This is a genomic window from Armatimonas sp., from assembly GCF_964826245.1.
Genome location: NZ_CBAYMC010000026.1, coordinates 1 through 25,826 on the forward strand (window position 1 = coordinate 1; position 25,826 = coordinate 25,826).

Annotated in this window: 31 protein-coding genes; 11 read left to right on the forward strand and 20 right to left on the reverse strand. The window is 60.8% G+C overall.

The genetic code is table 11. The features are described from left to right. The 3 genes from AC1XOS_RS04270 to AC1XOS_RS04280 form a co-directional block, all read left to right on the forward strand. Positions 1-629 (forward strand): NPCBM/NEW2 domain-containing protein (locus AC1XOS_RS04270; protein WP_481960977.1); only part of this gene is annotated, 629 nt, incomplete at its 5' end. Positions 630-637: 8 nt separating this feature from the next. Then, on the forward strand, positions 638-2,029 hold the full coding sequence (locus tag AC1XOS_RS04275; protein WP_481960978.1) for a DUF1501 domain-containing protein: 1,392 nt from the start codon (positions 638-640) through the stop codon (positions 2,027-2,029). A gap of 76 nt (positions 2,030-2,105) precedes the next feature. Further along, the gene (locus AC1XOS_RS04280; protein ID WP_481960979.1) at positions 2,106-2,801 is read left to right on the forward strand and encodes a DUF4349 domain-containing protein; all 696 of its coding nucleotides are present in this window, start codon (positions 2,106-2,108) and stop codon (positions 2,799-2,801) included. Here the strand turns inward: AC1XOS_RS04280 and AC1XOS_RS04285 are convergent. The 6 genes from AC1XOS_RS04285 to AC1XOS_RS04310 are packed head-to-tail and all read right to left on the reverse strand — an operon-like array spanning position 2,755 to position 7,279. Further along, complete coding sequence (locus AC1XOS_RS04285; protein ID WP_481960980.1) at positions 2,755-4,641, reverse strand: M56 family metallopeptidase; 1,887 nt, start codon at positions 4,639-4,641, stop codon at positions 2,755-2,757. The two genes, AC1XOS_RS04280 and AC1XOS_RS04285, sit on opposite strands and share 47 nt — an antisense overlap. 3 nt (positions 4,642-4,644) lie before the next feature. After that, complete coding sequence (locus tag AC1XOS_RS04290; protein ID WP_481960981.1) at positions 4,645-5,034, reverse strand: BlaI/MecI/CopY family transcriptional regulator; 390 nt, start codon at positions 5,032-5,034, stop codon at positions 4,645-4,647. Positions 5,035-5,039: 5 nt separating this feature from the next. Next, positions 5,040-5,750: a hypothetical protein gene (locus tag AC1XOS_RS04295; protein ID WP_481960982.1), complete on the reverse strand. Its 711-nt coding sequence runs from the start codon at positions 5,748-5,750 to the stop codon at positions 5,040-5,042. After that, positions 5,747-6,115, reverse strand: a complete 369-nt coding sequence (locus AC1XOS_RS04300) for a hypothetical protein (protein WP_481960983.1) — start codon at positions 6,113-6,115, stop codon at positions 5,747-5,749. The genes AC1XOS_RS04295 and AC1XOS_RS04300 overlap by 4 nt, the downstream gene beginning before the upstream one ends. After that, entirely contained in the window at positions 6,112-6,417 is a 306-nt protein-coding gene (locus AC1XOS_RS04305; protein ID WP_481960984.1) for a hypothetical protein, read from the reverse strand. Before AC1XOS_RS04305 ends, AC1XOS_RS04300 begins: the two co-directional genes overlap by 4 nt. Before the next feature lie 25 nt (positions 6,418-6,442). Then, a complete protein-coding gene (locus AC1XOS_RS04310; protein ID WP_481960985.1) occupies positions 6,443-7,279 on the reverse strand; it encodes a VWA domain-containing protein in 837 nt (278 codons plus the stop codon). Between the two features lie 60 nt (positions 7,280-7,339). Between AC1XOS_RS04310 and AC1XOS_RS04315 the strand changes: the two genes are divergently transcribed. From AC1XOS_RS04315 to AC1XOS_RS04325, 3 genes are all read left to right on the forward strand, one after another. Beyond that, complete coding sequence (locus AC1XOS_RS04315; protein ID WP_481960986.1) at positions 7,340-7,798, forward strand: phosphatase PAP2 family protein; 459 nt, start codon at positions 7,340-7,342, stop codon at positions 7,796-7,798. A 4-nt stretch (positions 7,799-7,802) separates the two neighbouring features. Then, positions 7,803-9,389, forward strand: coding sequence for a GMC family oxidoreductase (locus AC1XOS_RS04320; protein WP_481960987.1), 1,587 nt, complete (start codon positions 7,803-7,805; stop codon positions 9,387-9,389). Positions 9,390-9,548: 159 nt separating this feature from the next. After that, positions 9,549-11,306, forward strand: a complete 1,758-nt coding sequence (locus tag AC1XOS_RS04325; RefSeq protein WP_481960988.1) for a hypothetical protein — start codon at positions 9,549-9,551, stop codon at positions 11,304-11,306. Positions 11,307-11,334: 28 nt separating this feature from the next. Here AC1XOS_RS04325 and AC1XOS_RS04330 read toward each other — a convergent pair whose 3' ends face one another. The 3 genes from AC1XOS_RS04330 to AC1XOS_RS04340 are packed head-to-tail and all read right to left on the reverse strand — an operon-like array spanning position 11,335 to position 13,567. After that, positions 11,335-12,438 (reverse strand): potassium channel family protein, encoded by a 1,104-nt coding sequence (locus AC1XOS_RS04330; RefSeq protein ID WP_481960989.1) that lies wholly within the window; start codon positions 12,436-12,438, stop codon positions 11,335-11,337. Between the two features lie 5 nt (positions 12,439-12,443). Beyond that, positions 12,444-13,361 carry a hypothetical protein gene (locus AC1XOS_RS04335; RefSeq protein ID WP_481960990.1) on the reverse strand — a complete coding sequence of 306 codons (918 nt, stop codon included), beginning with the start codon at positions 13,359-13,361 and terminating at the stop codon, positions 12,444-12,446. Further along, the gene (locus AC1XOS_RS04340) at positions 13,358-13,567 is read right to left on the reverse strand and encodes a hypothetical protein (RefSeq protein ID WP_481960991.1); all 210 of its coding nucleotides are present in this window, start codon (positions 13,565-13,567) and stop codon (positions 13,358-13,360) included. Before AC1XOS_RS04340 ends, AC1XOS_RS04335 begins: the two co-directional genes overlap by 4 nt. A gap of 105 nt (positions 13,568-13,672) precedes the next feature. On the opposite strand from AC1XOS_RS04340, the gene AC1XOS_RS04345 reads away from it, so the two are divergent. Genes AC1XOS_RS04345 through AC1XOS_RS04355 form a run of 3 tightly spaced genes read left to right on the forward strand, consistent with a single transcriptional unit; the run spans position 13,673 to position 15,675 of the window. Then, the gene (locus AC1XOS_RS04345) at positions 13,673-14,173 is read left to right on the forward strand and encodes a thioredoxin family protein (RefSeq protein WP_481960992.1); all 501 of its coding nucleotides are present in this window, start codon (positions 13,673-13,675) and stop codon (positions 14,171-14,173) included. Next, complete coding sequence (locus tag AC1XOS_RS04350) at positions 14,170-15,060, forward strand: nucleoside hydrolase (protein ID WP_481960993.1); 891 nt, start codon at positions 14,170-14,172, stop codon at positions 15,058-15,060. Before AC1XOS_RS04345 ends, AC1XOS_RS04350 begins: the two co-directional genes overlap by 4 nt. Positions 15,061-15,081: 21 nt before the next feature. Continuing rightward, entirely contained in the window at positions 15,082-15,675 is a 594-nt protein-coding gene (locus tag AC1XOS_RS04355) for a hypothetical protein (protein WP_481960994.1), read from the forward strand. Here AC1XOS_RS04355 and AC1XOS_RS04360 read toward each other — a convergent pair. The 10 genes from AC1XOS_RS04360 to AC1XOS_RS04405 form a co-directional block, all read right to left on the reverse strand. Then, a complete protein-coding gene (locus tag AC1XOS_RS04360; protein ID WP_481960995.1) occupies positions 15,656-16,939 on the reverse strand; it encodes an NAD(P)/FAD-dependent oxidoreductase in 1,284 nt (427 codons plus the stop codon). The genes AC1XOS_RS04355 and AC1XOS_RS04360 overlap by 20 nt on opposite strands. Positions 16,940-16,985: 46 nt before the next feature. Beyond that, positions 16,986-18,266: a M20/M25/M40 family metallo-hydrolase gene (locus AC1XOS_RS04365; RefSeq protein WP_481960996.1), complete on the reverse strand. Its 1,281-nt coding sequence runs from the start codon at positions 18,264-18,266 to the stop codon at positions 16,986-16,988. Between the two features lie 9 nt (positions 18,267-18,275). Next, positions 18,276-18,788 carry a hypothetical protein gene (locus AC1XOS_RS04370; protein ID WP_481960997.1) on the reverse strand — a complete coding sequence of 171 codons (513 nt, stop codon included), beginning with the start codon at positions 18,786-18,788 and terminating at the stop codon, positions 18,276-18,278. Positions 18,789-18,794: 6 nt separating this feature from the next. Further along, a complete protein-coding gene (locus AC1XOS_RS04375; protein ID WP_481960998.1) occupies positions 18,795-19,157 on the reverse strand; it encodes a type II toxin-antitoxin system PemK/MazF family toxin in 363 nt (120 codons plus the stop codon). Beyond that, positions 19,150-19,404, reverse strand: a complete 255-nt coding sequence (locus tag AC1XOS_RS04380) for a toxin-antitoxin system HicB family antitoxin (protein WP_481961007.1) — start codon at positions 19,402-19,404, stop codon at positions 19,150-19,152. The genes AC1XOS_RS04375 and AC1XOS_RS04380 overlap by 8 nt, the downstream gene beginning before the upstream one ends. A 41-nt stretch (positions 19,405-19,445) precedes the next feature. Beyond that, on the reverse strand, positions 19,446-20,249 hold the full coding sequence (locus AC1XOS_RS04385; protein ID WP_481960999.1) for a MerR family transcriptional regulator: 804 nt from the start codon (positions 20,247-20,249) through the stop codon (positions 19,446-19,448). Between the two features lie 74 nt (positions 20,250-20,323). Next, on the reverse strand, positions 20,324-20,935 hold the full coding sequence (locus AC1XOS_RS04390) for a hypothetical protein (RefSeq protein ID WP_481961000.1): 612 nt from the start codon (positions 20,933-20,935) through the stop codon (positions 20,324-20,326). A gap of 7 nt (positions 20,936-20,942) precedes the next feature. Next, positions 20,943-22,385 (reverse strand): DUF1501 domain-containing protein, encoded by a 1,443-nt coding sequence (locus AC1XOS_RS04395; protein ID WP_481961001.1) that lies wholly within the window; start codon positions 22,383-22,385, stop codon positions 20,943-20,945. 35 nt (positions 22,386-22,420) lie between these two features. Continuing rightward, on the reverse strand, positions 22,421-23,131 hold the full coding sequence (locus AC1XOS_RS04400) for a hypothetical protein (RefSeq protein WP_481961002.1): 711 nt from the start codon (positions 23,129-23,131) through the stop codon (positions 22,421-22,423). 24 nt (positions 23,132-23,155) lie between these two features. Then, positions 23,156-24,178, reverse strand: a complete 1,023-nt coding sequence (locus AC1XOS_RS04405; protein ID WP_481961003.1) for a Gfo/Idh/MocA family protein — start codon at positions 24,176-24,178, stop codon at positions 23,156-23,158. Between the two features lie 240 nt (positions 24,179-24,418). Between AC1XOS_RS04405 and tnpA the strand changes: the two genes are divergently transcribed. Further along, complete coding sequence (gene tnpA, locus AC1XOS_RS04410) at positions 24,419-24,862, forward strand: IS200/IS605 family transposase (RefSeq protein ID WP_481961004.1); 444 nt, start codon at positions 24,419-24,421, stop codon at positions 24,860-24,862. A gap of 113 nt (positions 24,863-24,975) precedes the next feature. On the opposite strand, the gene AC1XOS_RS04415 is transcribed toward tnpA, so the two are convergent. After that, a complete protein-coding gene (locus tag AC1XOS_RS04415; RefSeq protein ID WP_481961005.1) occupies positions 24,976-25,212 on the reverse strand; it encodes a hypothetical protein in 237 nt (78 codons plus the stop codon). A 308-nt stretch (positions 25,213-25,520) separates the two neighbouring features. Here AC1XOS_RS04415 and AC1XOS_RS04420 point away from each other — a divergent pair. Beyond that, a partial coding sequence (locus AC1XOS_RS04420; protein ID WP_481961006.1) for a twin-arginine translocation signal domain-containing protein occupies positions 25,521-25,826 on the forward strand: 306 nt, incomplete at its 3' end.

Sequence of the window (25,826 nt, forward strand, 5' to 3'; positions counted from 1 at the left end):
AGCGCGATGCCGATGACTGTGTCTTGTTATCCTCAACAACTGGCTTTGGGACGATCCAGAAAGACAAAAGCATCGTGGGCAAGCCCTTGCGCCTAGTGGGGAAGACCTACGGCGAGGGAATTGGGACGCACGCCAACTCCGTGCTGATCTACGAAGTTCCTAAGGGCGCGACCCGCTTCCGTGCGCTGGTCGGGCCGGACCAAGGCGCAGTCGAGGAGGCTCCGAGCGAGGTCTCGGTGCGCTTTGCGGTTGTGGGAGCTTCACACGCCCTGATCGAGGCTCGCGCCGCACTCACCACCGCCGATGCCTTCACCCGCGCCCTCGGGCGGCCCAACCGCGAGCAGACCGTCACGCAGCGCCAGAGTGTCGCCACGACGCTTCAGGCACTGGAGCTCACCAACGGCCCACTCCTCTCTGCCCGCCTCAAAACCGGCGCGTCCACTTGGCTCCGCCACGCGGGCAATGGCGAGGATGTGCTCAATGGCCTCTACCAGACCGCCCTGAGCCGCCCGCCGACAGCCACGGAGCGGGCCACGATCCGTCAGGCGGTGGGCACCAAGCTCACCCCCGAGGCACTAGAAGATATTTTATGGGCGCTCCTGATGAGCCCCGAATTTCAGTTATATTGAGAAAAACCATGAACCGACGAGAGCTACTTTTATCCGCGCTGGCGGCGGGCTATGCCCGCCCGCTCTGGGCCGCGCAGCCCGCCCCGAAGGCGACGGCGGATGCGGTGATTGTCTTGTGGATGGGCGGCGGGATGGCCCACACGGAGACCTTCGACCCCAAGCGCTACACGCCTTACGAAACTGGGACGCCCTCAGAGAAGATCTTGTCTACGTTTCCGGCGATCCCGACCGTAGTAGATGGGCTTCAAATTTCGCAGGGGCTGGAGAAAGTCGCGCAGGTGATGGACCGGGCGACCCTGATCCGCACCTACCGGGCGGGCGATCTGGGAGCGATCCTGCACTCACGCCACCAGTACCACTGGCACACGGGCTACGCGCCGCCGCAGACAGTCGCGGCGCCGCACATTGGCTCAGTGATCGCGCGGACGCTTGGGCCGCTCAACGAGGCCGTCCCCGCGTTTATCAATATCGGGCAGCGCTTCGATGTGGGCGAGGGTGAGGAGCTCAAGGCATTTACGACGGCAGGCTTTCTGGGGAGTGAGTTTGGCCCCTTTAACTTGCCCTACCCAGACCAAGCCGTCGAGGCTGTGCGCCCGCCGGCGGGAATGACGCCCTCGCGCTTTGCCAGCCGCCAGGCGCTCTATAAAAAGCTCGCCCAGGAGTCGGTGGTCGGGAAGCTGGGCTCGGACTACCAGAAAGAGAGCCTGCTGCGCTCGCTGGACAACGCGCATCGTCTGCTGTCATCATCTGCGGCTGCCGCCTTCGACCTGACCAAAGAGCCCAAGGCCAGCTACGACATCTACAACACGGGGCGCTTTGGGCAGGGGTGTCTATTGGCGCGCCGCCTGCGCGAGGCGGGGGCGCGCTATATCGAGGTGACCACCGAGTATGTCCCGTTCTTTGGCTGGGACACGCACGACAACGGCCACACGCGCCTGACCGAGATGAAGCGCCAGATAGATGCCCCCATCGCCCAGCTTGTCAGAGACTTGGAAGAGCGCGGCCTACTCGACCGAACCCTGATCGTGCTGGCGTCGGAGTTCTCGCGCGACATGATGATGGAGGGCAAGCCCGATGCCCGTGTCCGCGACCAAGTGACGGTTCCGGATATCGTCAACGAGCCCAAGTTCTACGGCATGCACCGTCACTTCACCGATGCCGGCAGTGTCTTGATGTTTGGCGGTGGTGTGAAAAAAGGCTTTGTCTACGGCAAGACCGCCGACGAGCGCCCGTGCAAGACCATCGAGAACCCGGTGGTAATCGAGGACCTGCACGCGACGATCTACCACACGCTGGGAATCTCGCCCAAGCATGCCTACGAAGTGGAGAAGCGCCCGTTCTATGTCACCCGCGACGGCCTTGGCAAGCCGATTGGAGCACTTTTAGCAAAAGGGGCTTAGCTTAGCTCTCACTCGCCTATTGACTATTTATGTAGTCTATGATACGCTTTGACTAATCTTGTAGTCGAGGTGTGTAATGCGACGTATCTCTGGAGTTTTGGTGGGCCTTTCCTTGGTAGTGCCCTGTGTGGTTCAAGCGGCGGACTCGGTAGCGACGCGGGGGGCGGCGCTGGTGCTGAAGGTGGAGACATTCGAGACCGCGCGCCAGAAAGTCTTGGAGCTGACGCTGAGTAGTGGCGGCGAGGTGCGGCAGGCGCACTCTCAGGTGGCGGAGAAAGGGCGGCGGCATGGAACGGTGCAGCTCAGTGTCCCTGCCCAGAAGCTGGAGCCACTGCTCACCCAGCTCCGTGGCCTGGGGATTCCCTCGGGCGAGCGCACCACCACTCTGGAGCGCTGGTCAGAATCCGAGGAGCTGGCACGGCGGGCGGAGCGCTCAAAAGGGCACCAAGTGCGCCTGAACGGGTTGCTAGGCAGTGGACGGCGGCTACGCGGCAGCGATGTGCTCTATGTCGAGGAGCGCCTGGTACGTGCCGAAAACGATGAAGACATGCTGCGGCTCCAGCGCGAGAAGCTTCTGCGTGCCACAGCGCTGAGCAACGTGACCGTTGTTCTCTTCGAGCCGCCAGCGCTCCCAAAGGCAAACCTCACCCACCCGCGCCGCGACTTAGTTTTGTCCTGGATACCCACCGTGCTGACCTGGGCCTTCTGGCTCATTGTCGCGGGAGCTACCGGTTGGGTGGTGCGCTGGTGGCGGAGGCAGCAACGGGCTTGAGCAAGAAGCCACGCAGATCCTCGCCCACTTGCCCCTGCCCGACGATCTCGCCGCGCTGGTTGATGCCACGCGCAATCCGCAGCGACGGATCGAGTGGGAGGCGTTTCCCTTCTGGACTCCAGAGCGCAGCGTGCCCCTCGGCCTGTCCCACAATCGTCCCATCATCGGCGATGGACAGGGCGAGGGCATCGGTGCCAGGCAGAGCACGCATCCCGGTTTTTTCGCTCCAGACAAAGGCGACACGCTCGCCGGTTGCTGTCTCGCTCATCCCCACAACCTGCCCCGCACGATTAATCGCGGTCGCCTTACTGTGCCGACCTCCCAGCGTGCCCAGATCGCGGAGCTGCGTGCCGTCGTAGAGGAACGCGTGGGTCTCGGTGGGGCTCAGATCGGCCTTGCCCACCACCCAGCCTTGGGAATTCACGGCGGCGGCTTGGCTAGACGGCCCGCCCAGCGCTCCCAGCTCACGCACCTGTCCGCCCTCCCAGACCACCGCACGCGTCCCCACGCCGTTTCGCGAGCGAGCGCTCCCGATAATCAGCCCCGAGTCTGTCATGCCCACCGCGACGGTCTCCGGAAAGCCCGGAAGCCCCGGCAAGCTCTGCCGCGCCGCGCCCCGAAGCCACTGCGCCTGCCGTCCGCCGGGCTTTAGGCGGGAAAGCAACACTCCACCTGTCTCGCTTGCGGCAAAGGCAATGCTGCGCCCCTCCGAGAGCACTTGGGGCGTGCCGTCAGTCCAGAGTGTCGCCCGGCCCAGACCATCACGCCCGTTTGCCGCGCCCACCACCTGCCCCGAGTCCGTGATCGCGAAGGCATCGCTGTAGAGTCCGCCCAGTGTGGGCAGATCAAGGCGCTGGTAGGAAATCGGAAGTAAGGATGCTTTCTTAGTTACAGGCGCTCGCTCGGCCAGCCGCCAGCCGGGGAGCAGCAGCGCTCCAGGCAAGAGCAGCGGCCAGATCGCCACACGTTTTTGCGGCACGACCAGTGTCTTTAAGCGACTCTGGAGCTGCGAGTAGACCGGCGAGGCCATCGCCAGTGTCCCCGGCGAAGAGCGTGTGAGCTTCAGCAAGAGCGCCCCGTACTCCCGCGCCGTCGCCCCCGTGGTCTGCCGCGCCAGCGCATCGCACGCCTCTTCCCGCGCCGTCGCCAGCATCCGCTCGGCTAGATAAACCGTCGGTAAGAACCAAAACACCACCCGCGCCGCCAGCGGCACCAGCGCCAGCCACGGGTCGCGGCGCGTCAGATGCGCCTGCTCATGCGCCAGTGCCAGCCGCTTCTCAGAGTCGCTGAGGCCCGTGGGAAGCACGATCACGGGACGAAACAGCCCCAACACCAGCGGCCCCATGCCCGGAACTTCCCACACATCAGATTGTGAACGATAGGTTCGCAGAACCGCGCAAATCCGAGCCGGGCCGTTCACGGCCCGGACAAAAGTAAAAAGCGCCCCGATGAGCCAAAAAAACTGAAAAAACGAGATCAAAAGCTTCCTGCCAGTGGGCTTTTTTTCTCGCTCATGCGTCAAAATCTTTGTCCCAGTGTCCCTCGGCGATTTTTCGAGGTTCCTGAGCGCTGGGAAAGAGGTCTTTTGCTTTGATGCGCTGGTCTGGGGCGATATTTCGAGGGCAATTTCTGTTGAAGGGAGGGTGTTTTGCTTTGGCGCAGGCAGCAGGGCCAGTGTCAGAGCCGGGATCAGCCCCAAGAGTAGCTTGGCCGGAACCGCCCACCAGAGCCAAAAGCGCACCGCGGCGGGAATCTTGGGAAAGCAGCGGCAAACGAGCGCGACGGCGAGCGCGAGCCCGGTTCCCCAGAGCGAGGCACTTAGAAGCCGCTCCCCCTCCATACGCTACTCCAGAGTCTCCAGGAGCGCCTTTAGCTTCGCCCGCTCCTCCACCGTCAGGCTCGCGCCGCCCTCCGCCAGATACGACACAAACGGCGAGACCGAGCCGCCCAGTGTGCGCTCGACAAAGCTCTGCACCAGCCCGCTCAGCAGCTCGGCTTTGGGGAGCACAGGCAGATAGGCCCAGTTCCCATCGCTGGTTTTCTCGCGGCTCAGGTGGCCTTTCTCCCGCAGGCGCTCCAGCATCGTCAGCACTGTCGTACGGGCAAGGCCACGCGGCTCGCCCCAAGACGCCACCGCCTCACGCACCGTCAGCGCCGCCTCCTGCTCCGCCACAAAGCGCAATAGCTCCGTCTCTTGCTCACCTAAAGTCGCCGTCCCCGGTCGTCGTCCCATAAAGGCTAGATCTCCAGCTCGATGATCGTGACATCGTCGTTCTTGAGGGCTCCGCTGTCTCTTGTGCCTTTGAGCCAAGGGGCAAAGATAGTATCGCGGGGGAGAGTGTTCCAGGGCTTGCGCTTGCGCTCGAACTCTAAGAGAAACCACGCAGCGACGGCATCGGACATGGCGAAGAGGCGCACGGGCGCGGCGGGGAGCCGGGCGCTAAATCGGACGATCTCCGGGCGGTCTTTCAGGGCCGTGGGATCGGTTGCCACTAAGCCAGGATGCGAGTTGAACTGCTTGGACTTGGTGAGCGGAAAGGCGTAGTGGAGCGTGTCTTTGACGACGAGAAAAAGACAGACATCGCCGATAGCCCGTGCCGTGAGCTGGCGACTCTGGGGTTCCACTTCCAGCACCAGGAGCGATGCTTGCGAGCCCTGGGGAAGCTTCTCTTGTGCGTACCAGGAAGTCGCGCCGGTGCCCACACTGCTTTTCCAGCGTGCTCCCAGCTCGCTCACCTGTGTCCAGAATGCCTCATCGTCATCGGGGAAGGCCTGATCGCGGGCAAACTCTGCAACGAGAAGCTGTGCCCACTCGCGGGCATAGACCGCCGCCGAGGCGCCATCGGCCACAGCCAGCACCGGGCGCGTCTCCGAGAGTGCCCAAGCATCCTCGTACTGCTCGTCGGAGTTGCCGTCCTTGGGAGCCGTGAGCGCCCGAATCAGCTTCATGTAGCGCTCTCCTCGTCTTCGGGCTGAGTATTCATCACCGCACTCCTGACTTTCAGAACCAACAAAGTATCTTCCTGCCCATCCCCATCTTCATCCGCCAGCTCATACAAAATCTGCCATCCATTGCCAATACGGTAGCGGATCACATAGATTATGCGCTCTCCAAAATCAGACGACTCAGGAGCAATGTTGTACCATCCCGGCAAAGAAGAACGCAGCATTGCTTCGTCTTGGACACTTTTTTGAAGTCCGGCTAACCATCGCTCGGCATACTCAAAGCTTACCTGTCTTTGCAAAAAAAGATACGTGTCTTCAATCTGTGCCTCTGCGATCTCACCGTACTCAATCGCCAGAGAAGAGCTCACGGTTTCTCCTGAGCGAGCTTAGCACGACGGATGCGGGCAAAAACCTCCGCTTCGGGGCTCTTTCTCCCCTGGTCACAAGCCTCCAGAGACTTCCGCAAGATCTCAATCTCCGCTTGCTTCTGGTCAGAAGACAGAGAGGCCCACCATGCCTGCTCCTCAGCTTGTGTTTTCTCGTGGCCCTCCAGAGAGTCTAAGGCGGTCGAAATGGCGGCAAGGGCGAACTGTTCGGCGTTCCCTCCTCGATGAATGACTCTCTCCAACCGATTTTGGAGACTCTCAGGAAGCTCAAGCGTAAGAGACATCGTTCAATACCTTTCCTCTCGTCTTCTAGCGCAGGTCCGCCGTTCGGGTGCCGATATCGAGGAACTGCACCAGGGAGCGCAGGTCGGCGTTGAAGGCGAAGCCGCGCGAGTTTTCGCTGGTGGCAAATCCTTCGCGCTTGGCCTCGTCACGGAGCTTGGGCGGGAGCACGCTGCTGATCTCAAAGAGCATCTGCGCGTACTCGTCGGGCAGGCCAATCTGTGAGTCCGGGAACTCCACGGGGCGCTTGGCGGCTCCGGAGATATGGATATTGAAAAAGAGCGCCTTGCCATCGTTGGTGCCGAGGTTTTTAAGCTTGTCCGCAGCCGGGCGCGGGCTACCATCGGTGGGCTCGCCATCGGAGATATTGATGATGCTGGGCGGATACGAGAGCGGGTAGAGCTCGGTCCAGGCTTTCACGATCTGGTTGGCCTCTTCCACAGCGGCGACCATCGGGGTATTGCCATTGGCCATGGGCTCGAACCAGACCGGGAAGCGCACCTGACGCTCGATCAGCCCGCCCGTGCCATCGTCTTCTTTGCGTGCCCGCGTCTCGACTCGCAGCGGGTTATCGGCGACTTCTGAGATCGGGACAAACTGTCGCCCGGCAAGCTGCGCTCCGAAGCCCGTTCGCACCGCGCCGCCGTAGCCAATCACCGCAATCTGGAAGTAGTCGCGGACGTCCTCGCCTTTGGCGCAGCGCAGCACCAGAGTCGCGATCAGGCGGTTGACAGCATCGGCCACCGCATCGCACTTGCGCTTACCTGAGTCCATCCCGTACGGATCGTCCATCGAGCCCGACTGATCAATAAGAAAGCAAAACGCCGTCGGCTTGGCCCGACTGATCTCAGCTGTATAAGGCATGCAAAAATTATACCTCACCTAAGGGGCTCGGTCGCCGCAAAATTCGGGTAGCCTGATGCCATGACCTTGCCCTGGAACTATCCCGAGTTTGCCCATGACTTAGGAGGAACGATTTTATTTGTCTACGGCGCTCTGATTGCCCAAGAGCCACTTCTCCATGAGCCGAAACCTCGCTGGAAAGAGACTTTTTTGTTCTGGGCACGGGCAGGAGCGGCAATCGTCCTCACGGCAGCTCTGGCGGAGCTAGGCAAGCGGGTACAAGTCTGGCCGGGCCACCCGACCTTTCCCAGCGGCCACATGGCCCAAGCCGCAGCGCTTTGTGTCAGCTTAGTTCGCCTACGAGGCAGGCGCTGGGCCTGGCTGGCCGTGCCACTGCTTCCTGCGATGGCCTGGGCACTCTGGGCCTCCCATGCCCACGACCTCCCCGAGATTTTGGGCGGCTTGGTTCTGGGCACATTCGTGGGATGGCTGACAGCACTTCGTTTTAGCAGGGAGACAGCAACGCCATCGCGAACCTAATCTCATGAAGTTTGACTACGACGTGATCGTGATTGGCTCCGGCGCGGGCGGCGGGGTGACAGCGGGCTTGCTTGCCGAAGCAGGACGGCGGGTGCTGCTCTTAGAGCGCGGCGGCGAGCCGAGCTTTGAGGAAGTGGGGCGGGATCATCTGCGAAACCAGCGGCTCTCACACTATGGCCACAACGCGGGGCCAGATAGCGATCATCCACGGGTCGCCAACACGCGCACGGTCGCGCCTTGGGACGGGGGCTACCATGCCAATGCGGCGACTGTCGGCGGCGGGACGCGGGTCTACGGGGCGCAGGCGTGGCGCTTTCATCCGCTAGATTTTAAGATGGCTTCTACTTACGGCGTCCCCGAAGGCTCGTCGCTGGCAGACTGGCCAATTGACTACCAAGAGCTCGCGCCGTTCTACGAGCAAGCGGAGCACGAGATCGGGGTGTGCGGAAGCTCTCAGGCAATGTTTCACTTGCCGGAGTACAAACACGACTACCCCATGCCCCCAATGGCGGTCACCAAGCAAGGCACGATGTACCGAAAAGGCGCGGAGGCGCTGGGCTGGCGGACGCTGCCCGTGCCGCTGGCGATCAACTCGACCGAGTATCTGGGGCGGCCTGCGTGCACCCGCTGTCAGCACTGCGTCGGGTTTGCCTGTCCCGTGGACGCGAAAAATGGCTCGCAGAACACGCTGATTGCGCGTGGAAAGCTCACGGGAAGGCTTTTCTTACATACCGGCGCGATGGCGGCCAAGATCGAGCACGATGGCAAGCGTGCCAGCGGCGTGACGTACTTTGTGGGCGACGAGGCCAAGACAGCAACGGCGGAACAAATCGTGGTCGCGGCGGGCGCCATTGAGTCGGCGCGGCTCTTACAGCTCTCAGGAATCGGCAACGATCAGGTCGGGCGGCACCTGCAAGGGCATGTCTATGTCGGGGCCACTGCGCTCTTCCCCGATGAGATCTGGGACGGCCTCGGGCCGGGCGTCACAACGGCCACGACGGAGTGGAGCCACGGCAACGAGGGGGTTATTGGCGGTGGGATGCTCGCCGATGAGTTTATCCTGCTGCCGATTATCGCCTGGAAGCGCTACCGTGCGCCGGGTGTGCCGACCTGGGGAAAAGAGGCGAAGGACTGGCTGCGCCAAAACTACCGCCATCTCTCGGATATCAAAGGCCCCGTGCAGGACACTCCCTCCCCCGATGCAAGAGTCACGCTCGACCCGGCGGTGAAAGACCGCTGGGGCCTGCCGGTCGCACGGCTTAGTGGAACCACGCACCCGGAGACGATCCGCACGGGGCAGTTTTTGCAGAAAAAAGCGGTCGAGTGGCTGCAAGCGTCGGGCGCGAAACAAATCTGGGGCGGCCCTCCGACCACTCCCTCTCTCTCTGGCGGCCAGCACCAGGCGGGCACCTGCCGCATGAGCGACGATCCCAGTGCGGGCGTCGTGGATCGCAACGGGCGCGTCCATGGCTTTGAGAATGTCTTTGTCAGCGATGGCAGCGTCCACGTCACCAATGGCGGCTTCAACCCCGTGCTCACCATCTTCGCCCTCGCGTTCCGGCTGGGAGCGCATCTGAGCCACCCCGGTTAGAGCGGGGTGGCTTGAGAGCGTCGCAGGCTCCGCTACAAAGGCCGCTTCGGGCCATTAATCTGAATATGGGCCGGGTACCCCCGGGGTGGCCCTTCGTAGCCGTAGGCTCTCCAGCACCGCCGTTCTGATCGGCGGTGCTCTAGGCGGTACACTCCTTACGTGAATACCCTCTTTCGGATTGCGTTTGGCGACTATGAGTTTGTTTTAGATCGCACCAACCTGACCTACTCGCTCACCGAGACCGTCACCAAGACCGTCTGGGCCACGGCGCTCTCGCTGGGCTGGATTGAGCTCAAAGACCGCGCAACGGGCGCAGTCACCCGAACGGATTTTGGTGAGTGCAAGCTCATCAGCATCGCCGAGAAGATGGGCGCGGCGGGCAAGCGCATCTTGCTGGGCCTCGATGCACCAGGCGGCGTCCCGATTGACATCTATCTCATCTGTGGCTCTAAAGACATCCAGCTCACAGTTGAGGCCAGCCGCGATAGTAAGACGCACCTACTGGAACGCGTGGGACTCCTGCCGGGGCTGGCGTCGGTTTGCACCGAGGGGGAGTATCTTTTTTGGCCAACGGGGGATGACCAGTGGCCGGAGCATCTTTTCTGGGAAGAGGCTGAGCCGTCCCATGAGATTGCTGGGAGTATCTGGTACACGCTTCGAATGCCCTTTCTCGGAGCCGTACGCCGGGAAAGTGCCTTGGCACTCCTCACGGACTCCGCCTACGCCACGGCACGAGTGAGCTATCCAAAGTCTGGGATGGCCTTTAACTGGGAGTACCAGCGCGACCCGGAGCGGCGACGGCTGGATATTCGAATCGTTGTCTTACCCAAGGGAGATGGGGTTGCCATCTGCAAAGCCTACCGGGATAAGCTGGTTGGGGAGCGTCATCACCGCACCCTACGGATGCGAATGCGGGAACGCCCCCAGCTAGAGTCACTCCTTGGAGCAGTCGCCATTAGTCCCATCACACCGATCCCGAAGCAAGAGATACCGGAGGGGACACTCCTCGCGCTACCTGCAAGGTGGCAGAGAGTACACGAGTTCCCAAAGCCGATCGTGATGCTTCCCCAGTGGCTTGGGCTCACCGCAGAACAAGAGGTAGAACTGATCCATGCCTGGCAGTCAGCGGGGTGGCGGATGTGGGGAACCGTTTCCATTGGTAGTGACGAACCCCTTTCATATACGCCCCACTATCAAGAACCTCGCGTCGCGGCCTGGCGCGAGGCGGGGATGGAGCTGGTCAGCGCAGCTAGCTACAATGGCCTCATGGGACACCCAGACGGCTCTTGGGAAGAGATGGAGCAGCGTCTGCGAGAAGTCAGAGAGCTACAAACGCAATTTTCCTTGATAACGGGGGGACTCAATGACTGGATGGCCACAACCACAGATTTCTGTTGGCAGTTTGACAGTTGTCTCTCCCATGCTGTGGTCTGGAGAGATGCCATCGTGACCTTTTCCTCGGTGGCCTATACGAGCCGTGCTGCCAATCCTTTTCTATTCCCCCGACAACTTCTCTTCCTCGATGCTCCTCTGATCACTTTGGGAACCGTTCTTGAGCCTATCGGTGAGGGGTTCCTTGCCGCTGCCCTCGCGATTCTCTGTCCACTGCACCAGCTTACCTTCGCGGCGTTTCTCAAGTCGCACCGTTTTCTGACACCGGATCGGCAGGTGCAAGAGACGCTCTACACCGACGGTACTCGTGTGGTCGCTAATTTCCGTGAGGACAACTACGAAACCGACGAGTTTCTGCTTCCTCCCGGCGGGTTCTACGTCCGCCACCCGCAGTTTGAAGCCCACGACGCGCTTCGGGTCGGAACAGTGGCGTTTTCCCAACGCGCCTGGCGAGTACGCCGCAGCCTCGACGGCAAGCCGCTGGAGCAGTCGGTACAAGTGGAAGAAAGAGAGTTTGAGGTGTAACGTGATCGCCCCGGTTGGAGCGGGGCGATCACCCGATATTGAAAAAGTGCCCCGAGGGATCGGTGCTCATGCGCCAGTGGTCGTGGGCGTGGGGGTTGGGGGCGATGGTCGGGAGCGAGAGCTCTAGCCACTGGGCCAGCGCAGCGAGATGCGGTTCGTAGAGGGCGCGGAGCTCGCGGAAGTGCGCATGGGCTTCGGGCGAGGTGTCCAGCGTCATTCCGGCGTCGGTGAGGAGCGTGAAGAGCGCTTCTTGCTCAGCTTCGGGGAGCCGATCCGGCGTGAGGGGCGTTCGATTCAATGCGAGGCGCAGGTCCACGGCGGCGTGGCGGGCCATCGCGAAGGTCAGGCGCGCCTGGTAGAGCAGGGCGCTTTTTTGCTGGGTGGCGATAATCAGGGCGCAGGTATCCAGGATCGTCGTGAGGGTTCCCAGCCAGCTCTGCCGGTCGTGCTGGGAGCGCCAGTACATGAGGGAGGGGTAGGAAAGATGGCTTTCGAGCAGCTCGGCGGACCAGCGCTCCCAGTTCTTGAGCGTGTCTTTGAGGTCGCCGAGGTCGGGGCAGCCGCCGATGCGCTTGAGAAGCTCTCCCGCACTCGGGGGCGTGGAGGCGCGGGCATCGAGCATCCCGATCTCGACTTCGCGCTTGGCGAAGGCTTGGTAGAGCACGGGCAGGTAGGCGATCACAATGGCGAGAAAACCAAAACCGAGCGCGGCCTCGCAGTCTGTGATGGCGCGGGCAAGGCTGGTGCGCGGGGCGACATCGCCAAAGCCAAGCGTGATGAAAGTCGTGGCCGAGAGGTAGAGGTAGGTCGCAAACGTGACGGTCGGCTCTGGGGCGCTGATGGGCAGGCGGAGCGACCAGCCGAGGCCTGCGAAGGCGAAGACCAAGAGCATTCCCCAGCCGATAAACAGCGCCAGCACCGAGAACGGGCCATAGACCGCAAACCAGTCGTCACGGATGCCGGGCCGCAAGCGCCGCCCGATACTGCGCCAGCTCTTCCAGAGGGCGACATAAAAGAGGCGAACCGCTCGGAGCGGGCGGCTGATGCGCCGGGGAAGCACGAGCCCCTCGAAGGCTTCGAGCAGGACACTTCCGATCACCAGGAGACAGAGCAGAGCCAGAGCGATGCGCATGCCCTTCAGGATACCCGACGGCAGCTCCGGTAGATCGTGTAGGCGGCCAAACCGAGCACGCTGGCTCCCGCAAGGGCCACGCCGCCGCGCTTTGCCAGGCGCGTTTCGAGCAGTGCGGGCTGGGTGGGCCAAGCACTGTCGGGGCGAGCAAGGATTCTCTGGATGGCAGGAAGATAGGTAGAGAGCCGTTGTGCGGCAATGACGGTGGGAAGCGGTCTGTTGTCTGCGAGTAGCTTGAGCGTTTCGGGTGTGCCCAGAAAGAGCCCACGACCGTCGTAGAGGGCGGCGCGGAAGAGCTCGTCTTTGCGCCCCGTGGTGCTGTAGAAGCGATCTATCCCATCGTCGCCGGGGTTGATGTCGTGGTTGAGGCCCGCCAGTCGCCACTTGCCCTCGCGGCTTTTGACAAAGACCCCACCGCCGCTGTCGCCATCCGAGAGCGTGGCTTCATCGGGGCCGGCATTTTTATCGAAAGTCGCAAAGAGCAGCTCACCGTAGGGCTTACTGGTAAAGACTCGCTCGATTTTGTTCGTGCCCCAGCTCTGCTTATGGTCGATCGGCCCCCAGCGCCAGCCCTTGCCCGGAAGCTCCAGGCCACGCGCTGTTCCCCGACCAAAGTACAGCGCCTCACGCCCCACTTCATCGCCTTCGCAGAGCGTCGCCCAGCGGGGAAAAGCCCTGTCCACGCGCCAGAGCGCGATATCGGTGCCAGGAATGGTTTGGCTCAAAATCGCCGTGTAGGGTTTATTGCCAATGCGAAATGTGTCGCCGGGCTGGCCGCCGACATGGGTCGCCGTGAGAAACCAGCGGGCCGCGACAGGCGTGCCGAGAAAGTTGCCCCACTCGCCCTGCAAGTCCCAGCAGGCGCGGCGGGGGGCATCGGGCGGCGGAGCGAGATTGCGCCCGTCGCCACCAAAGACGATCATTTCCGGGGGCCGAAGAGGACGTTCTCTAGCTCCTCATCGGCGGCGGCGTTGAGCTGCCCGGCGAGCCAGCGGCGGGCTTTTTCTAAGCACTCTTTCTTGTCATCGCCCTCGGTGAGCTCCAGCGCCACCGAGCCGCCCAGCCGCACGGACTGGAAGTCCCGCGAGCGGGTGACTTGATAATCTATGGTAAGTGTTGTGACCTTCATTTTCTTGCCTTTTCTTTCGGTTAAGAGACTCCCTAGGCTTAGGGCAGTGCGGAAAGAGGGTTTCAGGAGATTTTTCGCGAATGGTGGCTCTGGAGGAAGAGTTCAATGTTTCGACAGGAAAAGCCCGCGGCGGCTCCTAAGCCCACCAAGACTGTTATTAGCGATGCGACAAAGGCGGCCCGCAAGCAGAAGAAAAATGTCTTTATTCACTTTGGCGCGTCGTGGTGCGGCTGGTGCCGCCTGCTGGAGAAAGTGATCGCGCAGCCTGAGGTGAAGGCGCTTCTGGAAGAAAACTACGTCATGGTGGAGCTGGTAGCCCTGGAGAATGGCCCTAAAAAAGTGCTGGAGAATGCAGGAAGCAACGAGTTTATGACGGCGATGGGTGGGGCAAAGTCCGGCCTGCCTTTTCTCGTCTTTCTCGATGATAAAGGCAAGAAACTCGCCGACTCCAATGTCATGCCCAAGGATCAGAACATCGGCTGCCCGGCGGCTCCGGAGGAGATTGCCGCTTTTGGTGAGCTGCTCAAGAAGACTGCCCCACGCCTGAGTGATGCCAAGCGCCAGACCATTCTGGATGCCTTCACCAAGGCTGCTCCCAAGCGATGACCCCCGTTCTCTTTGACACCGATATTGGCAACGATATCGACGATGCCGTGGCGCTTGCTTATCTTCTCTGCCAGAAAGACTGCGAGCTGGTGGGCATCACCACGGCAACCGGCGATACAGCCAAGCGAGCCGCGCTCTGTGAGGTGATCTGCCGGGCGGCAGGACGCGAGGAGATTCCCATTCATGCAGGACTTGCGGGGCCACTGCTCCACGGCACCGCGCAGGGCGTGGCGCAGTACGCCGCCATCAAGAGCCTGCCCCATCGAAAAGACTACCCGACGGGCTTTGGGGCGCTGGAGTTTCTGCGCAATGCGATTCGCTCGCGGCCCGGCGAGATCACGCTCTTGGCCGTGGGGCCTCTGACCAATATCGGGACACTCTTTGCCGCCGATCCCGAGCTACCGGGGCTACTCAAGCGCATTGTTTTAATGTGCGGGCGCTTCACCGACGGCGGGCCGGGCGCGCGGGAGTGGAATGCGCTTCTCGACCCCATCGCTACAGCGCTGACCTACAAGCATGGCACGGGGAAGCTGCTCTCGGTGGGGCTGGATGTCACCCTGAAGTGCGTGCTACCCGCCGCGCCGGTTCGGGAGCGCTTCGCGGCTGCGGGGGGAGCACTAGCGGCAACTCTGGGAATGGCGGAGGTCTGGTTCAACCACGCCGACCACCTCACCTTCCACGATCCTCTCGCCGCCGCGCTGCTTTTTGCCCCCGAGCTGTGCACCTATCAGAGTGGTACGGTCACGCCTGTGATGGAGCCAGGGCCACTGGAGGGCCTGACACGCTGGCAAGCTGAGAAAAACGGGCCGCATGAGATCGCGATATCCGTCGATGTGGACGCATTTTTCGCCCACTACTTTCGCGTCACCCGCGACGAATCTGGGTAGACTATCTCTACAATGTTGATCATGCCGGAACTCGCTGTTGCGCTCCGCCGTGAGCTGGAGGAGGCTCTCCAATATCACGAGAGTGAGATCGTCCAGCTCTCCACGTGGGCAAAGACACGCAGCACACGCGCCGAAAGCTATGTGCGAGCGATGAAAGACACGCTCGTCCAGCCGCTTCCGATTCTCTTGTGGGAAAAGGGAATCTGGGCGGTAGCAACCGGGGCACGCGACGAGATCGGCGGGGAGCTGACCACACAGGCTGATATGGTCACGGAGGGCCAGCTCTGGCTCTTTGACACGGTGAGTATTCCGCCGATGGTTAAGAAACGCTTCGCGCTACCAGGCGACTCCCGCCCGGTGGCCCGCATTCTGCTGCCCATCACGGGCCCCTCAGACGGAGCCCAGGGGATGGCTATGGGCTATCTTTTCCAGACCGTCGGGCCAGATGGGCGCAGCGGCACACCGTTTCTGCGCCTCCTGCCCGACCTCTACCCCGGAGAGTTCATCGCCGAGCCGCACCTCAACTTCGTCGCTGCCCTGCGCTACGCCAACCAGCACAAAAAAGAGATCGTCGCCCCCGGCAAAGGCAAGGTCTTCACCGTCGGCGATTACTGATAAGCCTTGCGCCGCGTTGGTAGGTGAGATAGGCGTAGGCCCACTCTAACAAGACATTGAGGCGGTTGCGGTAGCCGACGAGCTTCAGGACATGAATAAAGAGCCAGACGCACCAGGCGGGGTAGCCTTTGAGCTTCAGACCTGGCAGGTTGGCGATGGCCGCGCCGCGCCCGAGAACCGCTAAGTCCCCGAGATTATGGTACTTAAAGGGCTCTGTAGGGTGATTATTGACACGGCGGATGATGTTGCGGGCCGCACACGCGCCGCCTTGCACTGCGCCTTGGGCCACGCCGGGGACGAGCTTCTCGGGGATAGGCTCGCCACTAGAGTCGCGGAGGGCGGCTTGGGCCATGTCGCCGATCACAAACACTTCCGGGTGGCCGGGGATGGAGAGATCGCGCTCGACAATCACGCGGCCTGCACGATCCGTCGGGACGCCCAGGCTCCCGCCAACCGGCGCGGCTTTGTTACCCGCTGCCCAGAACACCGTGCGGGCGTGGATCTCCTCACCCGATGAGAGTGTCACGCCATCCGGGCGGATATCCGTGACTTTGACGCCGTTGCGCACCTCCACCCCAAGGCGTGTAAGATCCTGCTGGGCCCGCTTGGCTAAATCTTCCGGGAAGGCGTTAAGGATGCAGGGGCTGTTCTCGATCAAAAGAATCCGCGTTTTATGGAGATCGACGCGCCGGAAGTCTGGGCTCAGGGCTCTCTTGGCGATCTCTGGCAGCACACCTGCGAGCTCACAGCCGGTCGGGCCGCCGCCGACAATCACAAACGTCAGCCAGGCTTGCTGGAGCACGGGGTCGTCGCACTTCTCGGCTTCCTCAAAGGCCATCAGAAAGCGCTGGCGCATCTCCAGCGCATCGCCCAGCGTCTTTAGGCCCGGCGCAAGTGGCTCCCAGTCATCGCGGCCAAAGTAGCTATGGCGCGCCCCGCAGGCCAGAATGAGATAGTCGTAGGAAATCGTCTTGCCCTCTGATGTCGAGAGGGTTTTCGCGTTGACATCCACGCCGGTCACCTCAGCCAGCCAGACCGTCGCGTTTTTCTGTTTTCTGAGAATGGTGCGGATCGGGTAGGTGATCTCGGTGGGGGCCAGCGCCGCCGTCGCCACTTGGTAGAGCAATGGCTGGAAGACATAGTGGTTTGTCTTATCGAGAACGAGAACGTCTACCGGCGCGGCGCGCAGGCCCTTGGCCGCCTCGCAACCCCCAAATCCGCCCCCGACAATAACCACTCTTGGCCTTTTCGTCACTTCGCTCATGGGTTTCAGTTTACCTCTGAACCAGGCCGAAGGTTGCATAAAAATCTTAAAGCGTCTCGTCTCGCTCCGCCGCAGAGTAGGCCATCACGGCCACCGCTGCGATGCATTTTTGGAGTGCCTTGAGGTCTATTTTGTCGAACGTATCGGCAGGGGTGTGATGGATATTCCAGTAGAGGCTCATGTCGTTGAGCAGCCCCATCGTCGGGCAGCCGGTTGCCGTGCCAATCGGGCCGATATCCGCACCACCGCCGCCCTCTTTCAGCTCCAGTTTGAGTTGCTCGGTGATCTCACGAGCACGCGCCATTCCACCGGGCGTTTTTGTACTCAACCCAAAGCCGATGGGAGTGTCCACGCCGCCATCGGTCTCGATGGCGAGGACGTGCTTCTCCGTTTTATGTGCCGCCGCGTAGGCTTCGCCGCCCCGGGAGCCATTCTCTTCGTTGGTGAACAAGCAGACCCGCACGGTGCGCCTTGGCCGAATATTGAGTGCTTTCAGGAGCCGCACCGCCTCCCAGCTTACGATGCAGCCACCGCCATCGTCATGGGCACCTTGGCCGACATCCCAGCTATCCAAGTGCCCGCCCACCAGGACGATCTCATCGGGCTTTTCGCGACCGCGCCACTCCCCGATCACATTGGCCGAGCGGGCGTCTTTCTCGAAGTGTGCCTGCATGGCGAGCTCTACCACGGGGCTCTCGCCGTGTGCCTGCATCCGCGCAAGCTGCGTGGCGTCCTCAATGGTGATAGCCGCCGCGGGGATCTTCTTGACACCGTCGGTGTAGCGTAGCGCTCCCGTGTGCGGCGTCCGCAGGCTGGTCGGCCCCACGGAGCGCACCAAGACGCCTACCGCCCCAAGCTTCGCCGCCTCGCTCGCGCCCGTTGCCCGGTAGCGCACGGTCGCGCCGTAGTTCGTAAACGCCGCATTGAAGCAGACAATTTTCCCGCGCACCTCGCCTGACCGCGCCGCCAGCTCATCGAAGCTCTCCACCACCAAGACCGGAGCTGTCACGCGCCCCCCGACACTGCCGCCCAGGCCCAGCATCACCAGCGGGCGCTTCTCGGGCGCGAGCAGCATCGCCGACTCTTTCCCGCGCACCCACTTAGGCACCAGCACCGGCTCCGCACGGACATTCTCCAGCCCATCGCGCCGCAGCTCACTCTCCGCCCAGCTCACCGCCTTCTCCAGCCCTTTGGAGCCCGACAAGCGATTTCCGATCCGGTCACAGAGATAGCCCAGGCGCTGGTAGCCAAAGTCCGAGGCAAGCGCGGCAGAGAGCAGCCGCTGCGTGTTGTCTTGAAGCATGTTCATGTCCCACAAGTACGGCATCTCCTTAGGCTATTCCTGCGGGTTAAACACTCGCAATTTCCCTTCGGGATACCGTCCACGCCACCCACAAGGCCATACACCCGATTTGTACCAATGAAAGAGCTGCTCGAAAAAAGCGTTTTCGCGTCCCACGAGCGCACGGGTTTCGATCAGAAGCTCCATATCTGAGGCTACCTCCTCAACAGCGTCCGAGAAGAGTTCCGCGAGCCTTTCTGAAACAAGTTTAGCAGCTTCGCTCTGTGATGCTTGAGTTCGTGATTTTATGTCATCTAAGTCCTCGCGCTCATAAGAAGCCTCGTAGACATTACCAATCTCAGTCTCACGCACATCTGCCCACGGGTGGTGATCGTCTCTCACATTACCTTCAGCGTCCCAGAGATATTGGATGTGAGCATGATCCGATGCTGCCTCAAAATTTGTCTCTACAGCAACTTCCTCAAAAATCCCTGAAGTGTTTCCTGCCAAAAGTGAACCGGTTCGCGCAAATTCTAATACTTCCTCGACAAGACTCCAATCCGTCATTAATCTCTATCCTCTGTATTCGTTTAGGGTAAGCGTCAGGCGCAGGGCGGTGTCTACGGCAGTCTGTTCCTCGGGGGTGATCTGGCCGATTTTTTCGCCCAGCCGCTCCTTGCTGATTGTCATGAGCTGCTCGCACTTGGCGTAGGAGAGCTCACTGAGACCGCTTTGGGCCGTGGGTTCCAGCGCAATGTGAAAAGGAACAGGACGGCCCTTGGTGCTCACCGCAACCACAATCGTGTTAGGGTAACGAGGATTGGTGTTGGCACTATCGGTCTGGACAATCAGGGCAGGGCGACGGCCCTGCTGCTCCGAGCCGCGCCCCGGTGACCAGTCTATCCAGAAAAGCTCGCCGCGTTTTGGCTCACTCATCGCGACAGATTACCTCTGCCTGTGCCTCGTGCGCAAAAGCAACCGACGACTCTTCTTCGTCCTCACCTACTAAGCTGAAGGCATCGTAGAGGCTTTTCTGCGCTTCCTCACGCACTAGAAGCGAGAGGCGCTCCTGAATCAGTGCGTTCATGCTAACCTGGCGCTCCTGAGCCAGTGCGGTACTCGCCGCGTAGAGCTCCGCTGGCAGGCGCACGGTAAAAGATTGCGTTTCATTTTTTGATACCATTTTTGTCACCAATAGATGATACCATAAAATGCACCACTAATTTAGATAGGGTACTGAACTTCCAGCACGGGAGTTTCTGCATCGGGTGGGCTGTGGTAGAGCTCGCGGTAAGAGCCCACTGCTTCGTAGCCGTTGGCCTCCATCCACTGGAGCAGGGCCTTGTGCATCAGCGGCAGGTTGTCGTAGCCGCCTTGGTGCACCACGGCGGCCACTTGGAGCGCGGGTGCCTCGTAGACTTGGACGCTCTCTGCGGCGGGGAAAGCCCGGTCAATGGGGACAATCACCTCGGCGACCTCGTTTTCGAGAACCTCAGAGCCCTGGTGCCAGATCGCGCCGCACGGTCCGACCGGCTTTGCTCCGTGGGCATTAAGCTGGCAGAAGACGTCGCCAAAGGCGCGGTCTAGAAACGCAGACGCTTGGTCGTTGGTGGGAATGGTCACCGTGGACGCGGCCACCAGCATCGCTGGAACTGCCTTCACCGCCACATCAAACTCAGACATTCGATCCTCCTGTTCGATCTGTTGCAGCCGGGCTTCGATTCGGCACAGGCGTGCCTGCTCGGTGGCAACAAGCTGTTCGGTCTCGGCCTGTTTCAGGGAAAGCATCCCCCGGAGCGTGTCGAGATTTGGGTCTCTGTTGAGAACCTGCTCGATCTGCGGAAGAGTGAAGCCCAGGTCTTTGAGGGCCATGATGCGATTGAGGCGCGGGAGCTGGGAAAGAGCGTAGTAGCGATACCCCGAGGCGCTATCCACCGAGACAGGCTTCAGCAGCCCGACCTCCGCATAGAACCGGAGTGTCGGAACCGTCACCTGCCCCAGCCGCGCAAAGTCCCCAATCTTGATCATCGTCGTCGCCTCCTGTACCGAACAAAGCCAGCATACAGCCTCAAGTACAGGTGAGAGTCAAGGGAATTCAGAGACTATTTTGAACTTTTTTCTGACATCAGGTTTTGTTCGCAGAGGGCAAAGATATGGTCGAGGATTCCGAGGATTTCTTGCGGGTGTGCAACGGAGTAGGTTGAGGTTTCCCAGACGTCTCCGGTAACATCCAGGCGGTAGAACTGCCACGAGGAGCCATTGGTGACGATCCCAAAGACCGGAATCTCGCGCCCCGCTCTAGCATTGATCTCCCTGCAAGCCTGCATCTCCACAAGGCACTGCGCCAGCCCTTTGTCAAAGTCATCTTTCTTGGCTTCGGAAACGCAGAGAAACGGCATCACAGGAACCGTACCATCGGGCGCAACCAGATAGTCCACAAGACCGCCCGTATCGTTGCCTTGAATGGTGGTCTCTTTGAAGATGCGCAGCTTGGTGTAGGGCTGAATCGCCTCCTCGAAAAAGGCATCCGCGAGTAGCAGCTTGGCCCCTTCAGAGCGTGCTGTGTCGAAGCGGCGCAGGCGCTGCATATTTTCCTCAAAGTAGGCACTGAGCGGCAGTGGCGTGAAGCTTGGCTGCCACTCGGTGAGCCGAGTCAGCCCTACTTTCTGGAGTGCCTGCGGCAGATCGAACTTTGAGAAACGGATGCGTGACATGGCTTTTTTACCCGACGGCTTTTAGGCGACTTGGGTCTTTGAGGACTTTTGCGGCTACGACGCCTTCGACATCCGTGAGCCTATAGTCGCGGCCGGCGTAGCGGTAGGTGAGCTTGGTGTGGTCAATGCCCAGCAGATGGAGCATTGTGGCGTGCAGGTCGTGGATGTGGCACTTGTCACCCTCCGCGAACCAGCCGTAGTCGTCGGTGGAGCCGTAGACGGTACCAGGATTGACACCGCCGCCTGCCATCCACATCGTGAAGCCGTGCGGATTGTGGTCGCGCCCATCGCCACCTTGGGCAGTGGGCGTACGGCCAAACTCGCCGCCCCAGAGCACCAGCGTGTCTTCCAAGAGTCCGCGCTGCTTGAGGTCCTTGAGGAGCCCGGCGATTCCCTTGTCTACTTCAGCGGCGTTTTTCGTGTGACCGTTTTTCAGGTCGCCGTGCTGGTCCCACTTGTACGAGTGGGTCACTTGAACGAAGCGAACACCCGCCTCGCAGAAGCGCCGTGCGAGGAGGCACTGCCGCCCAAAGTTGTCGGTGGGCTCTTTATTGATGCCGTAGAGATCCAGCGTGGCCGGGGTCTCATTGGAGATGTCCATGAGCTTGGGCGCTTCCACTTGCATGCGAAACGCCAGCTCGAAGCTCTGGATGCGGCCCTCTAGTACCGGGTCCACACCCCAGTGAGAGAGCTGCTCGGAGTCTAAGTCATGAAGGTTATCCAGCTGGAGCCGCTGGAGCGCCGCCGATGCATCCGCGTTGCCTAAGTGTGCGAGCTTGGCCTCTTTAGCCTTGATAGCCGCGTTGCCAATGGGCGTGCCCTGTGTCCAGGCGGGAAGAAACGCCGAGCTCCAGTTCTGGACGCCGCCGTGGCCCAGGGTCGGGCAGATCGTGACGTAGCCAGGCAGGTTTTGGTTTTCGGTGCCGAGGCCATAGACTGCCCAGCTTCCCATCGAGGGCCGAATTCCTACATCGGTGCCAGTGTGGACTTTGAGCAGAGCGCCGCCATGGGCTGGGTTACTGCCGTGAAGTGAGCGGATCACGCACATCTCGTCCACGAACTTAGCGACCTCCGGGAAGAGATCACTGACCTCAGTGCCGCACTGGCCGTATTTTTTGAACTGCCACGGCGAGCCCAGTAAGTTCCCGGTCTGGGCAAAAACGACGCGGGGGCGCTGACCTCCGTAGGGTTTCCCACTATCGCGGGTGAGCAGGGGCTTTGGGTCGAACGTGTCTACTTGTGAGGGACCACCGTGCATAAATAAGAAAATCACGCGCTTGGCCTTGGGCGGAAAGTGTGGCTTCTTCGGGGCGAGTGGGTTCTCCACCGCCTTGGCTTCGTCGGCGAGGAGCCCAGCGAGGGCGAGCATCCCAAAGCCCGAGGCGCTGGTCTGGAGGAGCTCACGGCGCGAGAGGGCGCGCTGAAACTGGTGGCAAGCGTTGCTTTTCATAGAAGCATTTTACCGCAATTACTACGCCGATTTCTCTATTTTTCAATGCGCTCCCAGGTGCCGTCCCAGCCGCGTAGCTCGCAGGGGCGGAACTGGAGCTTGTAGCCCATCGTCGGGCTGTTTTCCACGTAGTAGCCTAAATACACCCACTTCTTACCCAGCTCGCGGGCGAGCAAAAACGTCTGGAGCATGGCAAAGAGCCCGATGGAGCGCTCACGCCAGTCCGGGTCGTAGTAGTGCGTCACACCCGCCACAGCATTGGGCTCGACATCGGTTAAAACAATCGCCTTGAGCCGATTCCCCTCCCACACGCTGATCTCCGTCATCTCGGTGGGGCCGACGAGAAACTCGCGCTGGTAGGAGACGGAGTCCATAAGAGTCGGAGTCCAGCCCTTCTCTTGTGTCTGGGCGATCCGGTAGCGGTTGTAGAGCAGCAGGCGTTCGGGGTCACAGATCGGGGGGGTGCTCACCTCAATCCGCAGCTCCGCATTCTTTGCCAGAGTGCGCCGCTGAATCCGATTGGGCTGCCATTCGTCCATTGGAACCCGCATGGAAAGGCACTCATTGCAGCCCTCACAGATAGGGCGCTGCAAGAACGCCCCAAACTTGAACCAGCCCAGCCGGAGCCGTCGCTCGTACTCGCCCGGCTCCATCTCGCCGATGTGCTGGTACTTCATGGTCCAGCTCTGATCGGCAAGATAGGGGCAGGGCTCAGGGCCGTTAACAATGGTCTGCAAGATTCGCACAGGGCACTTATTGTACCGCTAGAATCAGAGCCGGACGACCTCGCCGGTTGCTGCGGACTTCAGGGCGGCATCTATGACCTGCATCCCCGCCCGCGAGTCCGCGAGAGGCACGGCAATTGGCGCATTTCGGGCAAGGTTCTCCGCGACATTCTCGTAGAAGCTACGCCAGCGACCGGGCAGGGTGACAATGGGGCGCTCGATCTTGCCATCATGGAGGACGCCGTAGTGCTCTGGCGACTCCAGCGCGGTGTCAATCTCCCCGGCGATCATGGCTTTCTCTTGCGGATCAAGGCCGTACTTCACGAAAGTGGCGCGGCTCCCATGCACCCGAAAGCGTGGCTTGGAGATGGCGCTCATCCCTGAGAGATCCGCGATTCCCGTGGCCCGGTTGGCAAAGTTGATCACAATCAGCGCCTCCGAGTCAATATCGCTGTTGTCGTAGTCGCGGCGCAGGCGGCAGTAGACGCTCTCCGCCGGGGAGTCCTGAAGCGTGAGGAGCTGATCCACGAGGTGCGCCCCCAGATCAAAGAAGCGTCCACCACCCATTGCCGCCGCGCCGCGCCAGCCAGCCCACGCCCCAAAGCCCTGCCACGCCAGCTCCATCCAGCGCACCGTTCCCAGCTCGCCGCTCTGCATCAGATGCTTCACGGTGAGATAGTCACCGTCCCAGCGCCGGTTCTGAAAGACCGTGAGTAGCCTTTTGTTACGCTCTGCAGCGGCGATCATCTTGTCACACTCGGCGAGGTTGAGGCACATGATCTTATCGGTGACCACGTTCTTGCCCGCCTCTAGCGCTGCCACGGCCTGCTCGCAGTGCACCGCCGACGGTGACGCAAGCACCACGAGATCAATGGTGTCGTCTTTGAGGACATCGTCCAGCCCTGCATACGCCCGGCAGCCACGATCGCGCACGATCCGCTCTCGCGTCTGTGGATCACGTGAGGCGATCCCGTGGAGCTTTAGCCCCGGTGTTAGCCCTATTAAGTAGCTATGAAAACAGCGCCCCGCAAAGCCATATCCAATAATGGCAACATTGAATAGTCTCATAGACGCAACGTTCGCGAAGCATTTCGGAAAATCCTGCGTTTATCGCCCAATGGAATTAGGCGTCGGCAGTGGCGCAAGCGCCGCGAAGCCCGTTCCGGGCTGGGGAGGTGGAGTTAGTAGCCCGGAACGGGCTTTGCAGCTAGAGGCTACTTCAGACGCCGATTTCCATTGGGCGCTCACACGGCAAAAAAGTTGCCCCTTTTTATCAGATCCGAGTAAGTTCAACCGTTCTACAGACAGATGAAAACTACGGAACGATCACGACGCAACTTGATTGCACTGACGGTACACATTGTTTGGACAACCTGGAAGCGTCAGCCCTACTTGGTTGGCGAGCGAGAGCGGCGGGCGTATCGCTGTCTTTCTGCAGAGGCAGAAAAGCTACGAGTGCCTATTCTAGCACTTAATGGGATGCCCGATCATGTCCACCTCATTGTGATGCTCCCATCATCGGTTAGTCTGGCAAAGCTCATGCACCAGCTCAAAGGAACCAGCTCGCACCTTCTGAACGAAGAGTTTCCACACGATGAGCACTTTCGCTGGGCCAATGGCTACGCAGCATTTTCCTTGAGCCATAGCCATCGCGAAAATGCGATTCTCTACGTCAAAAACCAAAAACAACACCATGCGGACGATCAACTTAGAGCTGCCTTGGAACGCACGCCCGAAGAGAGCGCCCAATGAAATTAGGCGTCTGCAGTGGCTTCGTTCCTCAGCCGCAAAGCCCGTGCCGGGCTACCAACTTCCCTAGCCCAGCACGGGCTTCGTGGCACTTGCGCAACTGCCGACGCTCAATTTCATTGGGCATCATCAGCGACCGCATCAGCAAGACGTGTGTGAAATGGTGCCAAAACAAAAGTCTCGAACCGTTGCGCAAAATCATCGAAGGCAGCCAAGAAAATCTCCGCCTCGTCGCCATCTTTGGTGTAAACCCACTCTTGATGTGCTGTCTTCCGGTTTAGGAGGCGCAGCTTCTCCGTGGAGAGAAGGTTCCACCAAAAGTCTCCTCTCACGTTCTCAAGATAGCTTCCCATGCGAGTTCTCCCAGGATGCCAAGCCGCTTGATAGGCTCCCTCTAGTTTTGTCCAGTCGGAACCAATGCCAATTTCAATCGTGTAATAGGCATGCAGTTCACCTCGGCAAACTCAGGATAGCGGCTCAGAAAACTCTTGCGGAAAAATAGGCGAAAACGACGATTCACTCCCATACCACAAAGACTACCCAATCCCCCACCAGCCCGGAACGGGCTTTGCGGCTGAGGAACGAAGCCACTGCAGACGCCGATTTCTAATCGGCGGCGAAAAACGCAGGAAAACCTCTTGTGGCTGTCGAAGCAACTGCCATGAACGAAAAGTTTACGGAAAACGATCTTCCTCTGGAGCAGCGTGGCCTCCTGACCCGCCGCAACCTTCTTCTGAAAGCCGGGGCGACGGCAGCCGCTGCGGTGATCACCGACTTGCTTGTCTCGGGCGATGCGGAGGCCGCGCAGAACGCGCCCAAGCTGATCTTAGGCGCGGGCTCCCTGCGCTACGAGTGCATCCACGACTGGCTTATCCCACCTGACACGCACAAGTGGGGCGATACGCAGGGCGTGGCGCAAGACGAAAAGGGCAATATCTATATCTCCCATACGGTGGGCGGCGATAGC

What these genes read in the sequence shown, in the direction of transcription:
- AC1XOS_RS04290 (WP_481960981.1), bottom strand. Translation starts at nt 5,034, where the DNA reads ATGGGACGACGACCGGGGACGGCGACTTTAGGTGAGCAAGAGACGGAG.
- AC1XOS_RS04320 (WP_481960987.1), top strand. Translation starts at nt 7,803, where the DNA reads ATGAAGTTTGACTACGACGTGATCGTGATTGGCTCCGGCGCGGGCGGC.
- AC1XOS_RS04395 (WP_481961001.1), bottom strand. Translation starts at nt 22,385, where the DNA reads ATGAAAAGCAACGCTTGCCACCAGTTTCAGCGCGCCCTCTCGCGCCGT.
- AC1XOS_RS04315 (WP_481960986.1), top strand. Translation starts at nt 7,340, where the DNA reads ATGACCTTGCCCTGGAACTATCCCGAGTTTGCCCATGACTTAGGAGGA.
- AC1XOS_RS04355 (WP_481960994.1), top strand. Translation starts at nt 15,082, where the DNA reads ATGCCGGAACTCGCTGTTGCGCTCCGCCGTGAGCTGGAGGAGGCTCTC.
- AC1XOS_RS04390 (WP_481961000.1), bottom strand. Translation starts at nt 20,935, where the DNA reads ATGTCACGCATCCGTTTCTCAAAGTTCGATCTGCCGCAGGCACTCCAG.
- AC1XOS_RS04385 (WP_481960999.1), bottom strand. Translation starts at nt 20,249, where the DNA reads ATGATCAAGATTGGGGACTTTGCGCGGCTGGGGCAGGTGACGGTTCCG.
- AC1XOS_RS04380 (WP_481961007.1), bottom strand. Translation starts at nt 19,404, where the DNA reads ATGGTATCAAAAAATGAAACGCAATCTTTTACCGTGCGCCTGCCAGCG.
- AC1XOS_RS04375 (WP_481960998.1), bottom strand. Translation starts at nt 19,157, where the DNA reads ATGAGTGAGCCAAAACGCGGCGAGCTTTTCTGGATAGACTGGTCACCG.
- AC1XOS_RS04310 (WP_481960985.1), bottom strand. Translation starts at nt 7,279, where the DNA reads ATGCCTTATACAGCTGAGATCAGTCGGGCCAAGCCGACGGCGTTTTGC.
- AC1XOS_RS04360 (WP_481960995.1), bottom strand. Translation starts at nt 16,939, where the DNA reads ATGAGCGAAGTGACGAAAAGGCCAAGAGTGGTTATTGTCGGGGGCGGA.
- tnpA (WP_481961004.1), top strand. Translation starts at nt 24,419, where the DNA reads ATGAAAACTACGGAACGATCACGACGCAACTTGATTGCACTGACGGTA.
- AC1XOS_RS04305 (WP_481960984.1), bottom strand. Translation starts at nt 6,417, where the DNA reads ATGTCTCTTACGCTTGAGCTTCCTGAGAGTCTCCAAAATCGGTTGGAG.
- AC1XOS_RS04340 (WP_481960991.1), bottom strand. Translation starts at nt 13,567, where the DNA reads ATGAAGGTCACAACACTTACCATAGATTATCAAGTCACCCGCTCGCGG.
- AC1XOS_RS04345 (WP_481960992.1), top strand. Translation starts at nt 13,673, where the DNA reads ATGTTTCGACAGGAAAAGCCCGCGGCGGCTCCTAAGCCCACCAAGACT.
- AC1XOS_RS04280 (WP_481960979.1), top strand. Translation starts at nt 2,106, where the DNA reads ATGCGACGTATCTCTGGAGTTTTGGTGGGCCTTTCCTTGGTAGTGCCC.
- AC1XOS_RS04295 (WP_481960982.1), bottom strand. Translation starts at nt 5,750, where the DNA reads ATGAAGCTGATTCGGGCGCTCACGGCTCCCAAGGACGGCAACTCCGAC.
- AC1XOS_RS04365 (WP_481960996.1), bottom strand. Translation starts at nt 18,266, where the DNA reads ATGCCGTACTTGTGGGACATGAACATGCTTCAAGACAACACGCAGCGG.
- AC1XOS_RS04285 (WP_481960980.1), bottom strand. Translation starts at nt 4,641, where the DNA reads ATGGAGGGGGAGCGGCTTCTAAGTGCCTCGCTCTGGGGAACCGGGCTC.
- AC1XOS_RS04275 (WP_481960978.1), top strand. Translation starts at nt 638, where the DNA reads ATGAACCGACGAGAGCTACTTTTATCCGCGCTGGCGGCGGGCTATGCC.
- AC1XOS_RS04330 (WP_481960989.1), bottom strand. Translation starts at nt 12,438, where the DNA reads ATGCGCATCGCTCTGGCTCTGCTCTGTCTCCTGGTGATCGGAAGTGTC.
- AC1XOS_RS04350 (WP_481960993.1), top strand. Translation starts at nt 14,170, where the DNA reads ATGACCCCCGTTCTCTTTGACACCGATATTGGCAACGATATCGACGAT.
- AC1XOS_RS04335 (WP_481960990.1), bottom strand. Translation starts at nt 13,361, where the DNA reads ATGATCGTCTTTGGTGGCGACGGGCGCAATCTCGCTCCGCCGCCCGAT.
- AC1XOS_RS04405 (WP_481961003.1), bottom strand. Translation starts at nt 24,178, where the DNA reads ATGAGACTATTCAATGTTGCCATTATTGGATATGGCTTTGCGGGGCGC.
- AC1XOS_RS04415 (WP_481961005.1), bottom strand. Translation starts at nt 25,212, where the DNA reads ATGGGAAGCTATCTTGAGAACGTGAGAGGAGACTTTTGGTGGAACCTT.
- AC1XOS_RS04370 (WP_481960997.1), bottom strand. Translation starts at nt 18,788, where the DNA reads ATGACGGATTGGAGTCTTGTCGAGGAAGTATTAGAATTTGCGCGAACC.